The organism is Roseovarius spongiae (assembly GCF_003651245.1).
Taxonomy (GTDB): domain Bacteria; phylum Pseudomonadota; class Alphaproteobacteria; order Rhodobacterales; family Rhodobacteraceae; genus Roseovarius; species Roseovarius spongiae.
Genome location: NZ_RAPE01000001.1, coordinates 190,138 through 203,900, shown reverse-complemented (window position 1 = coordinate 203,900; position 13,763 = coordinate 190,138). Strand labels below are relative to the sequence as shown.

Sequence of the window (13,763 nt, the reverse complement as noted above, 5' to 3'; positions counted from 1 at the left end):
TCCATCGGCGGAATTTCTTGGTTTACCGGGCGGAGGGAAAGGGGCAGCATCGCGCCCGACTCGGGTTGCATCCGCGCCCTTTCCCCAGAACCTCCGAGGATTCAGACACATGACACGCAACGGTGGGCAGCTTCTTGTCGAAAGCCTTGTCGCGTTGGGCGCGAAAAAGGCGTTCGGCGTCCCCGGCGAGAGCTATCTCGCCGTGCTGGACGCGATGCACGACACGCAGGGCGCCTTTGATTTCGTCCTATGCCGTAACGAGGGGGGCGCCGGTTACATGGCCGCCGCCTATGGCAAGCTGACCGGCGCGCCCGGCATCTGCATGGTGACGCGCGGTCCCGGCGTGACCAATGCCTCGATCGGGATTCACACGGCGATGCAGGACAGCGCGCCGATGCTGGTCTTCGTCGGGCAGGTCGGCACCGACATGAAGGGCCGCGAGGCGTTTCAGGAAATCGATTATCGCGCGGTTTTCGGCACGATGGCGAAATGGGCGGTCGAGATCGAGGACGCCGATCGCATCCCCGAGATCCTGTCGCGCGCATGGACGCAGGCGACGACCGGCCGCCCCGGCCCGGTGGTGGTGGCGCTGCCCGAGGACATGCTGACCTCTCTGACCGACGCCGCGCCGCTGGCGGGGCCGATCGAGATCGCGGAACCCGCCCCGACTCCGGCGACGATGGAGCGGGTGCGCGACATGCTCGCCGGGGCGGAGCGTCCGCTGATCCTGATAGCCGGCTGCAACTGGAGCGATGAGAGTCGCGCGCGCGTGCAAGCCTTCGCCGAAGGCTCGGATATTCCGGTCGCGGCGATCTTTCGCTACCAGGACCGGTTCGACAACAACTCGCCGGTCTTCGTCGGGGAACTGGGCGTCGGCATGACGCCGCAGATCCGCAAGATGGTGCAGGAGGCCGACGTCGTCCTCGCGCTCAACAACCGCTTTGGCGAGATGTCGACGGATGGCTACACGCTATTCGACTGCCCCGACCCCAAGCAGCGCGTGATCCATGTGCATGGCTCGGACCTGGAGATCGGCAAGGTCTATCGCCCCACGCTCGGCATCCATGCGGGGCCGAACGCATTCGCCGAGGCGCTTGAGCAACTCGCGCCGGTCAAGGGCGGCTGGGCCGACTGGCGTCGCGCGGGGCGCGAGGCGTATGAGGCCGGGTTCGAGCTGCCGGACCTGCCCTCGCCCGTGGACATGGGCAAGGTCTGCGCGATCATGCGCGACAAGCTGCCCGAGGATTTCATCCTGACCAACGGCGCGGGCAACTTCACCGTCTGGCCCGGCAAGTTCTTTCGCTATGGCCCCGACGCGCGGCTGCTGGCGCCGCAATCGGGCGCGATGGGCTATGGCCTGCCCGCCGCCGTCGCGGCCAAAATCGCGGAGCCGGGGCGCACCGTCGTCTGCTTTGCCGGGGACGGCGATTTCCAGATGAATTGCCCCGAATTGGCGACCGCGCTTCAGGCCGGGGCGCAGCCGATCGTGCTGGTGGTGAACAACGGCATCTACGGCACGATCCGCGCCCACCAGGAGCGCAATTACCCGACCCGCGTGTCCGGCACGACGATGACCGCAAACCCCGATTTCGTCGCACTTGGCGCGGCCTACGGGTTCCATTCCGAGCGGGTCGAGAGAACCGAGGATTTCGCGGCGGCCTTCGACCGCGCGCTGGCGTCGGGCACCGGCGCGGTGCTCGACCTCGTGATTTCACCCGAGGCGCTGACGCCGAGGATGACGCTAACCGAGATGCGCGAATCCGCGCTTGCAAGAAAGGATGAAGCATGAAGACCGGAGACGACATTCGGCTCGGCGCGGATATCGGGGGCACGTTCACCGATATCGCGCTCGACCTGCGCGGCGCGCTATACACTGCGAAGGTGCTGACCAATTACGCCGCGCCGGAACAGGCGATCCTCGACGGGATCGACGCGGTGGTGAAGGAGGCCGGCATTGACGTGTCGGAGGTGGACATGATCATCCACGGCACCACGCTGGCCACCAACGCGCTGATCGAGCGGCGCGGCGCGCGCACCGCGCTGGTCACGACCGAGGGCTTCCGCGACGTGATCGAGATGCGCACCGAGAACCGGTTCGACCAATACGACATGAATATCGAGCTGCCCGCGCCGCTCATCCCGCGCGAGGACCGCTTTCCCATTGCCGGACGGATAAGCGCGCAGGGAGAGGAGCTTCAGCCGCTGGACGAGGCAGCGCTCGAGGCGCTGGGCAAACGCCTTGCCGCCGAGGATTTCGGCGCGGTCGCCATCGGGTTCATCCATTCCTACATGAACGCCGCGCATGAAAAGCGCGCGCGTGAAATACTGCAGGAACACCTTGACGTGCCAATCTCGATCTCGGCCGAGGTCAGCCCCCAGATGCGCGAGTTCGAACGCTTCAACACCGTCTGCGCCAACGCCTATGTGCGCCCGCAGATGGCGACCTATCTCGGCCGCCTGCAAGAGCGGCTGAAGGAGATGGGCGCGGGCTGCCCGGTCTACATGATCCATTCGGGCGGCGGGCTGGTTTCGGTCGACACGGCGGCGGAATTCCCCGTGCGGCTGGTCGAATCCGGCCCCGCCGGCGGCGCGATCTTCGCCGCCGACATCGCCAAGAGTTTCGGGCTCGACCGGGTGGTGAGCTACGACATGGGCGGCACCACCGCCAAGATCTGCCTGATCGAGGATTACCAGCCCCAGACCGCGCGCAGCTTCGAGGTTGCGCGGACCTCGGGCTTCGCCAAGGGATCGGGCATGCCGATCTCCATCCCCGTGATCGAGATGATCGAGATCGGCGCCGGCGGCGGGTCCATCGCGTCGGTGGACGCGATGAGCCGCATCCTCGCCGGGCCGGAATCGGCGGGCTCCGAACCCGGGCCGGCCTGTTACGGCAAGGGGGGCGAGCGCCCCGCGATCACCGACGCCGACCTGCTCCTGGGCAAGCTCGACCCCGACAATTTCGCGGGCGGCGCGATCCGGCTCGACCCCGCCGCCGCGAAGGCGGCGCTTGAACGCGACGTTGGCGCGAAGCTCGGCCTTGACGCGCAGGCGGCGGCCTTTGGCGTGTGCGACGTGGTGGACGAGAACATGGCCAACGCCGCGCGGGTCCACGCGGTCGAGAACGGCAAGCATATCGGCGACAACACGATGATCGCCTTCGGCGGCGCGGCCCCGCTGCACGCCGCGCGCCTGTGCGAGAAGCTGGGCGTCGCGCGCTGCCTCATCCCGCAGAGCGCCGGGGTCGGCTCGGCCATCGGTTTCCTGCGCGCGCCCTTCGGCTACGAGGCGGTGGCGTCGCAGATCCAGACGCTGTCCGGGTTCGACGCGGACGCGCTGAACACGCTCCTGGGCGACCTGCGCGAGACCGCCGAGGGCTTCGTGCGGGCCGGAACGGACGGCGAGATCCTGTGCGAGATCACCGCCTTCATGCGTTACCGGGGCCAGGGCTGGGAAATCCCGGTCGCCCTGCCGCTGCGCGCCTTCACCGCCGATGACGAGGCGATGATCGAGGCGGCGTTCAAATCGCGCTACGCCGAGTTCTTCGGCCGCGCGGTGGAAGGCCCGGAGATCGAGTTCGTGACATTCTCGGTCAAGGCCTACGATCAGCGCCCCGAGGGCGCGCGCCAGACCATCGACGAAGCCGGCAAGCCGGTCACTTCAAAGCAGAGCCGCGCCGTGTTCGACCCGACCGAGGGCAAGGAATGCGATTCGGCCATTTTCGAGCGCACCGCGCTTACCCCCGGCGACCGGGTGGCGGGGCCGGCCGTGATCGTCGAGGACGAGACCTCGACCGTGGTGACCTCGCCCTTTGATGCGGTCGTCCAGCCGGATGGCGCGCTGTTGCTCGTGCGGAAAGGAGCCGACCAATGAACCAGATCGAGGAAATCCGGATGCAGGTGATGTGGAATCGCCTGATCTCCGTCGTCGAGGAACAGGCGATGACGCTGTTGCGCACCGCGTTCTCGACCTCCGTGCGCGAGGCGGGCGATCTGTCCGCCGGGGTTTACAACGCGCGTGGCGAGATGCTCGCCCAGGCGGTGACCGGCACGCCGGGGCACGTCAACACGATGGCAGAGGCGCTTCAGCATTTCATCAACGAGATCCCGCGCGAGGAGATGTATCCCGGCGACACCTACGTCACCAACGACCCGTGGAAGGGGACCGGGCACCTGCACGACATCACGATGGTTTCGCCCTCGTTCAAGGGGGATGAGCTGATCGGCTTCTTCGCCTGCACGGCGCATGTGGTCGATGTGGGCGGGCGCGGGTTCGGCGCGGACGGCAAGTCGGTCTACGAGGAAGGCATCCAGATCCCGGTGATGAAATTTGCCGAACGCGGCGAGGTGAACCGCGATCTGCTGCGCATCCTGCGCACCAACGTGCGCGAGTCCAACCAGGTGATCGGCGACTTCTACTCGCTCGCCGCGTGCAACGACGTGGGCCACCTGCGCCTGATCGAGATGCTGGAGGAGGTCGGGCTGCCCAACCTCGAGAAGCTCGGCGAGTTCATCCTGTCGCGCACCCGCAAGGCGATGATGGAGCGGCTGGCGGGCCTGCCGAAAGGCGCCTGGACCAACGAGATGACGACAGACGGTTACGACGAGCAGATCAGGCTGGTCACCGAGGTCGGCATCGGCGAGGACGAGGTCACCGTCGATTTCACCGGCACCTCGCCGATGAGCCGCTGGGGCATCAACGTGCCGCTGATCTATTCCAAGGCTTACGCGTGCTACGCGCTGAAATGCGTGGTGGCGCCGGACATCCCCAACAACGCCGCATCGCTTGCCGTGTTCAATGTAACGTCGCCGACCAACATCCTGAACGCCGCGCGGCCGGCGCCGGTGTCGGTGCGTCACGTGCTGGGCCACATGGTTCCTGACCTGATCCTCGGGGCGGTGGCCAAGGCGCTGCCGGGCAAGGTGCTGGCCGAAGGGGCCGGGGCGCTCTGGAACATCCACATCTCGGCCCGCCCCGCGGAGGGTCGCGACGGGCGGCGCGCCGAGGTGCTCATGTTCAACTCGGGGGGGATGGGCGCGCGGCCCACGCTTGACGGGCTTTCGGCGACGGCGTTTCCCTCGGGCGTGCACACCATGCCGATCGAGGCCACGGAGCACACCGGCCCGATCGTCGTCTGGCGCAAGGAGTTGCGCCCGGATTCAGGCGGCGACGGCGAACATCGCGGCGGGCTCGGCCAAATGATCGAAATCGCCCCGGCCGAGGGCCACGAGTTCGAGTTCTCGGCCATGTTCGACCGCATCACCGCGCCCGCGCGCGGCCGCGACGGCGGCGGCGACGGCCAGGCCGGGGCGGTCACGCTCGATGACGGGACGCGGATGAAGCCCAAGGGCTGGCAATTCGTGCCCGCCGGGCGGCGGCTGATCCTCGCGGCGCCGGGCGGGGGCGGATACGGCGACCCCGCCAAACGGTCAAAGGAAGCGCGCGCCGAAGACAGGCGCAAGGGTTACGTGACGGAGTGAAGAATATGACGCAGATTGCAGACCGCCTGAGCGCGGTGAAACCTTCGGCCTCGATGGCCGTGTCGCAGGCGGCCAGGGCGCTGGCCGCGACCGGCGTGGACGTGATCGACCTTGGCCTCGGAGAGCCGGACTTCGCCGCGCCCGATCACATCACCGAAGCGGCGTTCAAGGCGGCCAAGGCCGAGCGGATGCTTTACACCGCGCCGCTGGGCATCGAGGAATGCCGCGCCGCGATCCAGGCGAAATTCGCGCGCGAAAACGGGCTGGATTATGCGCTGGACGAGATCGCGGTCGCCAACGGCGCGAAACAGATCATCTTCAACGCGCTGATGGCCACCGTGAACGAGGGCGACGAGGTGGTGCTGCCCGCGCCCTATTTCGTGTCCTATCCCGAGATGGCCAAGCTTTTCGGCGGCGTCCCCGTGATGCCCGCCTGCCCGGCCGAAACCGGGTTCCGCCTCACCCCCGAGGTTCTGGAAGGCGCGCTGACCGACAAATCCCGCTGGCTGTTCCTCAACATGCCGGGCAACCCGTCCGGCGCGGTCTACACCCGCGAGCAGCTGCGCGCGTTGGGCGACGTGCTGGCGAAATACCCGGACGTTCTGATCCTGTCTGACGAGATTTACGAGCATATCCTGTTCGACGGGCGCGAATTCATCGCCTTCGCGCAGGCCTGCCCGGAACTGCGCGACCGCACCCTGACGGTCAACGGCGTGTCCAAGGCCTACGCCATGACCGGCTGGCGCGTGGGCTATGGCGCGGGACCGAAGGCGCTGATCAAGGCGATGGGAACGGTGCAGAGCCAGTCCTGCACCTCGGTCTCCGCGGTGGCGCAGCACGCCACGATCGCCGCGCTCAACGGCCCGCAGGACATGGTCGCCGCCTTCCGCGAGAAGTTCGAGCGCCGCCGCGACCTGGTGGTGAAGGGCATCGCCGGGATCGAGGGGCTGACCCTTGATCCTCCCGAGGGCGCGTTCTACGCCTATATCGGATGTGACGCGCTGATCGGGAAGAAGACGCCGGATGGCGACACGCTGGAGGGGGATGTCGACGTGGCGCAATACCTTCTGAACGAAGGCCATGTCGCGGCGGTGCCGGGGACGGCCTATGGGTTGTCGCCGTTCTTCCGCATCTCTACGGCCACATCCGAAGACACGCTGACCGAGGCGGTGTCGCGGATCGGCCGCGCCGTCGCGGCATTGACAGATTGAACCCGGAGACACGCATGACCAAACCATACAAGAAAATCATGATCACCGGCGCCGCCGGCCGGCTTGGCACGGAGCTGCGCCGCGGCCTTGCGCCGCTGGCCGACACGCTGCTGCTGGCCGACATGGTCGAGGTGAAGGACCTTCAGGCGAACGAGGAAGGGATCGTCTTCGACCTCGGCGACGAAGAGGCGACCATGGCCGCGATCGAGGGCTGCGACGCCATCGTCCACATGGGCGGCGCGCCGCATGAGCGGCCCTGGCAGGAAGTGCTCGACAGCAATATCCGCGGCTCCTACCACATCTTCGAGGGCGCGCGGAAACACGGGGTGAAGCGGGTGATCTACGCCTCCTCGGTCCACGCCATCGGCTATCACCGCCTGGGCGATCACATCCCCTGCGACGCGAAACCCCGGCCCGACAGCCTGTACGGCGTGTCCAAGTGTTTCGTGGAATCGCTGGCCAGCCTCTACCATGACAAGTTCGGGATCGAGAGCGCCTGCGTGCGCATCTTCTCGTCCTTCCCCGAGCCTGCCGATCGGCGCATGCTGTGGTCGTGGTTGTCCTTCGACGACTGCTGCCGCCTGTTCAGCGCCTGCCTGACCGCGCCCTACCTGGGCGCCACCATCACCGCCGGCATGTCCGACAACAAGGTGAAGCCCGTGGACATGACCAATGGCGGCCATGTCGGGTTCCGCCCGCAGGACAGCAGCGAACCTTACCGCGAGGCGATGGAGGCCAAGACCGACCCGGCGGATCCCGGCGACCCCTCGACGCAGCATATCGGCGGCTGGTTCGTGAACCTCGGCCATCCCGACGACGAGGAGGGGAAATGAACGACGGCTTTGACGTCGTCATCGTCGGCGGGGCCGTTATCGGCTCCGCCGTCGCGTATTACCTGACCGCCAACCCCGATTTCAACGGCTCCGTCCTCGTGGTCGAGCGCGACCCCAGCTACGCGCACGCCTCGACGTCGCTGTCGTCCTCGTCGATCCGCACGCAGTTCTCCAACCCGATCAACGTCAAGGTGAGCCAGTACGGCCACGAGGTCATCACCAATTTCGGCGAGATGATGGAGGTCGACGGCGACAGGCCCGACCTCAACTTCCATCCCGGCGGCTACCTGTTCCTGGCGAGCACGCCGGAACAGGCGCAGATCCTGCGCGACAACCACGCGGTGCAGAAGGCGTGCGGCGCGGATGTGGACCTGCTCGAGCGCGACGCGCTGGCCGATGCGTTCCCGCATCTGCGGGTGGAGGATATCGCGCTGGCCTCCTACGGGCGCTCGGGCGAGGGGTGGTTCAACAATACCGGCCTCATGCACGGGTTTCGCGCCAAGGCCCGCGCGCAGGGCGCGACCTTCGTCAAGGACGAGGTCACCGGCATCACCCGCGACGGCGCGCGCGTCACCGCGGTCGCGCTGGCCTCGGGCGCGACGGTCGCGGCGGGCCACGTGGTCAACGCCTCGGGGCCGCGCGCGGCGCTGACGGCGCGGATGGCCGGCCTTCACATCCCGGTCGAGCCGCGCAAGCGCACGATCTTCGTCTTTGACTGCGCGCAGACGCCCGAGGGCACGGCGCGCGTCAACGAAGGCCGCCTGCCGCTGATGATCGACCCCTCTGGCGTGTTCTGCCGCCCCGAGGGGCAGTATTTCCTGAGCGGCGCGCCCCCGGTCGAGGATCCGGCGGTGGATTGGGACGATTTCGATCCGCGCTACGAGGAATTCGAGGAAATCATATGGCCCACGCTGGCCGAACGGTCGCAGAATTTCGAGGCGATCAAGGTCGTCAACCAGTGGGCGGGGCATTACGCGTTCAACACGCTCGATCACAACATGGTGGTCGGCTGTCACCCCGAGGTCGCGAATTTCGTCTTCGCCAACGGGTTTTCCGGCCACGGGCTGCAACAGGGACCGGCGGCGGGGCGCGGGGTGTCCGAGTTGATCACCTATGGCGGTTTCCGCACGCTGGACCTGACAGAGGTCGGATTCGAGCGTATAGTCGAGAACCGGCCCTTCATCGAGAAGGCCGTCATCTGACGCGTCCCGCCCCGGACAGGCGGGCGCCGCCCTGCCCGCCGCCGGAGACCGGAGATGCGAAACCCGTCACTGAGGATGATCCCGCTCAATGCGCTGCGCGTGTTCTGGGTGGTGTCGCGCAAGGGAAGCTTTCGCGCGGCGGCGGATGAATTGCTGGTCTCGCCGCAGGCGGTGAGCCAGCAGATCAAGCTGCTGGAGGACATCCTCGGCGCGCCGCTCTACCGGCGCAAGGGGCGGGTGATCGAGCCGACCGAACAGGCCAGGGTGCTGGCGCATTACGTCGAAGCCGGGTTCGAGGAGTTCGCCGAAGGCGTGCGGCGCATTTCCAAGGCGCCCTACCGCAACCGGATCAATATCAACGTCAGCCCCTATTTCGCGACCCGCTTCCTGATGGCGCGGCTCGACCGGTTCCGCGAACGGCTGCCGGGGGCGGATCTGCGCCTGACCACGATGATCGACCTGCCCGATTTCCACGCCGACGAGGTCGACGTGTCGATCCAGTGGGGGTTCGGGACGTGGAAGGATCACGACGTCACGCTGCTGGTGCGCGACCCCAAGATCATCTGCTGTTCGCCCGCGCTGGCGCGCGAGATCTCGACGCCCGAGGATTTGACCGGGCGGACGCTTCTGCACCCGGCGCTGTCGCGCGATCTCTGGAGCCGGGTGCTGCGCCACCTGGGCAACAGCGATTGCGATCCCGCGGGCGAGATCGAGTTCCAGGACGCGGCCACCATGCGCCGCGGCGCGATCAACGGGCTTGGCGTCGGGCTGGTTTCCGAGATCGATCTGCGCGAGGATCTGAAAACCGGCCGGCTGGTCGCGCCGCTGGGCGAGGACGCGCTGAAGGACATGGACGCGGCGGACATCCCCGGCTTCTACCTCGTGCTGCCGCGCGCCAACCGGCGGATCGAGGCGGTGGCGACCTTCTGCGACTGGATCACCGCCGAGGACTGGAACGCGCCGGGCGAGCCGCCGCTTGTCGGGGCGCCCTGAAGGCTTCCCCGCCCCAATGGACAGTAATGTCTAGACAGCTTCGCGCCTTCCTGCATATGCTCGGCCCCGACAGCGCATCGAGGGGGGCCGCCATGAAATCGCATTACCGTGTCGTCGTGATCGGAGGGGGCGTCGTCGGCGCCTCGGTGCTTTACCATCTGGCCAAGATGGGCTGGAGCGATGTCTGCCTGATCGAACGTTCGGTGCTGACCGCCGGGTCGAGCTGGCACGCCGCGGGAGGAATCCACGCGCTCAACGCCGATCCGAACATCGCGGCGTTGCAGGGCTACACCATCGACCTGCTGGGCCAGCTCGAGGCCGAAAGCGGGCAGTCGATCGGGCTGCACATGACCGGCGGGCTGACGATGGCGGGCACGCCCGACCGCTGGGACTGGCTTCAGGCGAATTACCGGGTGTTTCAATCCATCGGGATCGAGGACTGCCGCCTCGTCACCCCCGAGGAGGCGGGCGAGCTCAACCCGATCATGTCGACCGAGGGGCTGCTGGGCGGCATGTGGGCCGACCGCGAGGGCTATGTCGACACGACCGGCACGGTCCACGCCTACGCCAAGGCCGCGCGCAACCACGGCGCCGAGGTGATCGAGCATAACCGCGTGCTGGAGCTGAACCAGACCGCCGAAGGCTGGGAAGTCGTGACCGAGAAGGGAACGGTGCAGGCCGAGCACGTGGTCAACGCCGCCGGGCTCTGGGCCAAGCAGGTGGGGCGCATGGCCGGGATCGAATTGCCGGTCGCGCCGCTCAAGCATCACTACCTGATCTCGGACGCGATCCCGGCGCTGGAATCGCTCGACTTCGAGGTTCCGATGACCGTGGACCTCGAAGGGTTCACCTATCTGCGGCAGGACCAGAAGGGCGTATTGCTGGGCATCTACGAGATCGACCATGAGCACTGGGCGCTGGACGGCGCGCCGTGGGATTACGGGATGGAGCTGTTCCAGGAACAGACCGACCGGATCGAGGGCGAGTTGATCAAGGGCTTTGAGCGCTACCCGGCGTTGCAGGAGGTCGGCGTCAAGAGCTGGGTCAACGGCGCCTTCACCTTCGCGCCCGACGGTAACCCGTTGGTCGGTCCCGTCCCGGGCAAGCGCGGCTACTGGTGCGCCTGCGCGGTGATGGCGGGTTTCCTGCAAGGGGGCGGCGTGGGCAAATCGCTGGCCGAGTGGATGATCCACGGCGAACCCGAGGCGGACGTCTTCGGCATGGACGTGGCGCGGTTCGGGGATTACGCGCAGAACAAGCGGTTCATCCGCGAGACCACCGGGCAGTTCTACAGCCGCCGGTTCGTCATGACCTACCCGAACGAACAGTTGCCCGCCGGACGGCCGCTGAAGATGGCCCCCGCGCATGACGCGATGAGCGCTGCGGGCGCGCGCTGGGGGGTCAGCTACGGCCTTGAGACGCCGCTCTATTTCGCGCCCGAGGGATTCAGCGAGAAGGGATCTCTGCGCCGCTCGAACGCGCATGACATCGTCGGCGCGGAATGCCGCGCCACGCGGTCGGCGGCGGGGCTGCTCGACATTACGGCGTTTTCGCGTTTCGAGATAAGCGGACCCGGAGCGGGGGCCGCGCTCGACCGTCTGCTGGCCAGCCGCCTGCCGGCGCGCGGGCGCGCGCGGCTGGCGCCGATGCTGGGCCATGACGGGCGGCTCAAGGGCGACCTGACGGTGTTCAACTGGGGGCCGAACGACGCGGGCGACGATGTCTATTGGCTGATGGGGTCCTATTACCTGCGCGCGTGGCACATGCGCTGGTTCCGCGATCACCTGTTCGGGGACGTGCATCTGCGCGACATATCCGACGATACCGTCGGCTTCGCCATCGCCGGGCCGAAATCGCGCGACATCCTGCAAACGCTCTGCGAGGAGGACCTGTCGGAACTGCGCTTCATGGGCTGCGGCACATTCGATATCGGCCTGATCCGCGCCAAGGTCGGGCGGCTTTCGGTGACGGGTGAGCTGGGTTACGAGATCCACTGCCATTCAAGCGAGCATGTCGCGCTGCGCCGGATGCTGATCGAGGCGGGGGCCGAACAGGGCCTGCGCGAGATCGGGATGAACGCGCTGCTGTCGCTGCGCCTTGAAAAGAGTTTCGGCATATGGTCGGCGGAATTCACCCAGGGCTACACCGCCGCGATGACCGGCATGGATCGCTGGATCGACTGGCAGAAGCCCGATTTCATCGGCCGCGACGCGGCACTGGCCGAACGCGACGGCGATGGCCCCGCGAAGCTGCTGGTCACGCTTGAGGTCGACGCCGACGGCGCGGACGCCAGCGGCTATGAGCCCGTCTGGAAGGATGGCGCGATGGTGGGGTTCGTCACCTCCGGCGGGTATGCGCATTGCCTCGACAAATCGCTGGCGATGGCGCTGATCGACCGCGACGCCGCCGCCGAGGGGACCGAGCTTTCGGTGCATGTCGTGGGCGACGAACGCGCCGCGCGCGTCATTGCCCCCTCGCCCTACGACCCCGAGGGGCGCGCGGTGCGGGGATGACCGGACCGCGCGATCGCAGACGGGGGCGGCGGCGCGGCGGGGGTGAAACCGCGCCGGCCCGCGAGGTGGATTACCGCCACCTGCGAAATCCCTTCCCGCCGGTCCCGGTGTTCTCCGAGGACCGCGTCGGGGCGATCCATGACGCGGCGCTCGGCGTGCTCGAAAACCTCGGAATGAAGGTGCTGCTGCCCGAGGCGCGCGCGCTCTACCGCGCGGGCGGCGCGGTGGTGGATGACGCGAGCCAGATGGTGCGCATCGGGCGCGACATGGTCGAAGCGGCGCTTGCCAGCGCGCCGCGCTCCTTCACCTTGCGCGCCGGGGCGCGCGACCGTGACGTGCTGATGGAGTTGGGCGTTCTCACGCTCGAGGCCGGGGCGGGCGCGCCGCACGCGACGGACCTGATACGCGGCAGGCGGCCCGCCAACCTGCGCGACTACCGCGAACTGACCATCCTCACCCAGCAATTCGACGCGCTGCACATGCTCACCCCGCTGGTCGAGCCGCAGGACGTGCCGCTGAACCTGCGCCATTACGCCACGCTCGAGGCGCAGCTGACCCTGTCGGACAAGTTCCCGGTGATCTTCGCGCGCGGCACGCCGCAGGTGCAGGACGGGTTCGAGATGATCCGCGATTTTCGCGGACTGTCGGACGCCGATTTCGCGGCCGAGCCGTGGTGCTACACCATCGTCAACACCAACTCGCCCCGGCAGTTGGACGTCCCGATGGCGCTGGGGCTGATCGACTTTGCCCGCGCCGGGCAGATGGTGATCGTCACCCCCTTCTGCCTGATGGGCGCGATGGCGCCGGTGACGGTGGCGGGCGCGCTGACGCTGTCCCATGCCGAGGCGCTGGCCGGTATCACGCTGACCCAGCTCGCCCGCCCCGGCGCGCCGGTCTGCTACGGCGCCTTCGCGTCGAACGTGGACATGAAATCGGGCGCGCCCGCCTTCGGCACGCCCGAGCAGGTCAGGGCCAATCTCGGGGCCGGGCAACTGGCGCGCCTGCTGGGCCTGCCCTGGCGCTGCGCCGCCGGATGCGCCGCCAACATCAACGACGCGCAGGCCGCGCACGAGACGCAGATGAGCGCGTGGGGCGCGGTGCTGGCCGGGGCGACGGTGGTGCTGCACGGCGCAGGCTGGATCGAGGGCGGGCTGAGCGTGTCCTACGAGAAATTCATCACCGATCTCGAAGTGTTGCAGACCTTCGCCGAACTGTGCGCCGATATGCCCGAGGACGATCTCGCGCTCGACGCGCTGGCCGAGGTGGCGCCGGGCGGGCATTTCTTCGGCTGCGCGCACACGATGGAACGCTACGCGACCGCATTCTACGAGCCGCTGGTCGCCGACTGGTCGAATTTCGGCGCCTGGACCGAGGCAGGCGCGCGCGACGCCAGCACGCGCGCCACCGGCATCTGGCAGGCGCTGCTGGACAATCCCGCGCCGCTTGACGTCCCGCCCGAACGCGCCGAGGCGCTTACCGCCTTCATCGCGCGGCGCAGCGCCGAGGGCGGCGCGCCCCCCGAAAGCTGAGGACG

General features: G+C 67.8%; 9 protein-coding genes. All 9 read left to right on the top strand.

Features of this window, described 5'->3' with window-relative positions:
- The first annotated feature begins 109 nt into the window (after positions 1-109).
- On the top strand, positions 110-1,789 hold the full coding sequence (locus D6850_RS00935) for a thiamine pyrophosphate-binding protein (protein ID WP_121163105.1): 1,680 nt from the start codon (positions 110-112) through the stop codon (positions 1,787-1,789).
- On the top strand, positions 1,786-3,870 hold the full coding sequence (locus tag D6850_RS00930) for a hydantoinase/oxoprolinase family protein (RefSeq protein WP_121163104.1): 2,085 nt from the start codon (positions 1,786-1,788) through the stop codon (positions 3,868-3,870). Before D6850_RS00935 ends, D6850_RS00930 begins: the two co-directional genes overlap by 4 nt.
- The gene (locus D6850_RS00925; protein WP_121163102.1) at positions 3,867-5,477 is read left to right on the top strand and encodes a hydantoinase B/oxoprolinase family protein; all 1,611 of its coding nucleotides are present in this window, start codon (positions 3,867-3,869) and stop codon (positions 5,475-5,477) included. Before D6850_RS00930 ends, D6850_RS00925 begins: the two co-directional genes overlap by 4 nt.
- A gap of 5 nt (positions 5,478-5,482) precedes the next feature.
- Positions 5,483-6,688: a pyridoxal phosphate-dependent aminotransferase gene (locus tag D6850_RS00920; RefSeq protein WP_121163101.1), complete on the top strand. Its 1,206-nt coding sequence runs from the start codon at positions 5,483-5,485 to the stop codon at positions 6,686-6,688.
- A 14-nt stretch (positions 6,689-6,702) separates the two neighbouring features.
- Positions 6,703-7,521, top strand: coding sequence for an NAD-dependent epimerase/dehydratase family protein (locus tag D6850_RS00915; protein ID WP_121163099.1), 819 nt, complete (start codon positions 6,703-6,705; stop codon positions 7,519-7,521).
- The gene (locus D6850_RS00910) at positions 7,518-8,723 is read left to right on the top strand and encodes an NAD(P)/FAD-dependent oxidoreductase (RefSeq protein ID WP_121163097.1); all 1,206 of its coding nucleotides are present in this window, start codon (positions 7,518-7,520) and stop codon (positions 8,721-8,723) included. Before D6850_RS00915 ends, D6850_RS00910 begins: the two co-directional genes overlap by 4 nt.
- 54 nt (positions 8,724-8,777) lie before the next feature.
- Positions 8,778-9,716: a LysR substrate-binding domain-containing protein gene (locus D6850_RS00905; RefSeq protein WP_121163095.1), complete on the top strand. Its 939-nt coding sequence runs from the start codon at positions 8,778-8,780 to the stop codon at positions 9,714-9,716.
- A 92-nt stretch (positions 9,717-9,808) separates the two neighbouring features.
- On the top strand, positions 9,809-12,229 hold the full coding sequence (locus D6850_RS00900) for a GcvT family protein (protein ID WP_121164982.1): 2,421 nt from the start codon (positions 9,809-9,811) through the stop codon (positions 12,227-12,229).
- Positions 12,226-13,758 carry a trimethylamine methyltransferase family protein gene (locus D6850_RS00895; RefSeq protein ID WP_121163094.1) on the top strand — a complete coding sequence of 511 codons (1,533 nt, stop codon included), beginning with the start codon at positions 12,226-12,228 and terminating at the stop codon, positions 13,756-13,758. The genes D6850_RS00900 and D6850_RS00895 overlap by 4 nt, the downstream gene beginning before the upstream one ends.
- Positions 13,759-13,763: the final 5 nt, after the last annotated feature.

What these genes read in the sequence shown, in the direction of transcription:
- D6850_RS00935 (WP_121163105.1), top strand. Translation starts at nt 110, where the DNA reads ATGACACGCAACGGTGGGCAGCTTCTTGTCGAAAGCCTTGTCGCGTTG.
- D6850_RS00930 (WP_121163104.1), top strand. Translation starts at nt 1,786, where the DNA reads ATGAAGACCGGAGACGACATTCGGCTCGGCGCGGATATCGGGGGCACG.
- D6850_RS00925 (WP_121163102.1), top strand. Translation starts at nt 3,867, where the DNA reads ATGAACCAGATCGAGGAAATCCGGATGCAGGTGATGTGGAATCGCCTG.
- D6850_RS00920 (WP_121163101.1), top strand. Translation starts at nt 5,483, where the DNA reads ATGACGCAGATTGCAGACCGCCTGAGCGCGGTGAAACCTTCGGCCTCG.
- D6850_RS00915 (WP_121163099.1), top strand. Translation starts at nt 6,703, where the DNA reads ATGACCAAACCATACAAGAAAATCATGATCACCGGCGCCGCCGGCCGG.
- D6850_RS00910 (WP_121163097.1), top strand. Translation starts at nt 7,518, where the DNA reads ATGAACGACGGCTTTGACGTCGTCATCGTCGGCGGGGCCGTTATCGGC.
- D6850_RS00905 (WP_121163095.1), top strand. Translation starts at nt 8,778, where the DNA reads ATGCGAAACCCGTCACTGAGGATGATCCCGCTCAATGCGCTGCGCGTG.
- D6850_RS00900 (WP_121164982.1), top strand. Translation starts at nt 9,809, where the DNA reads ATGAAATCGCATTACCGTGTCGTCGTGATCGGAGGGGGCGTCGTCGGC.
- D6850_RS00895 (WP_121163094.1), top strand. Translation starts at nt 12,226, where the DNA reads ATGACCGGACCGCGCGATCGCAGACGGGGGCGGCGGCGCGGCGGGGGT.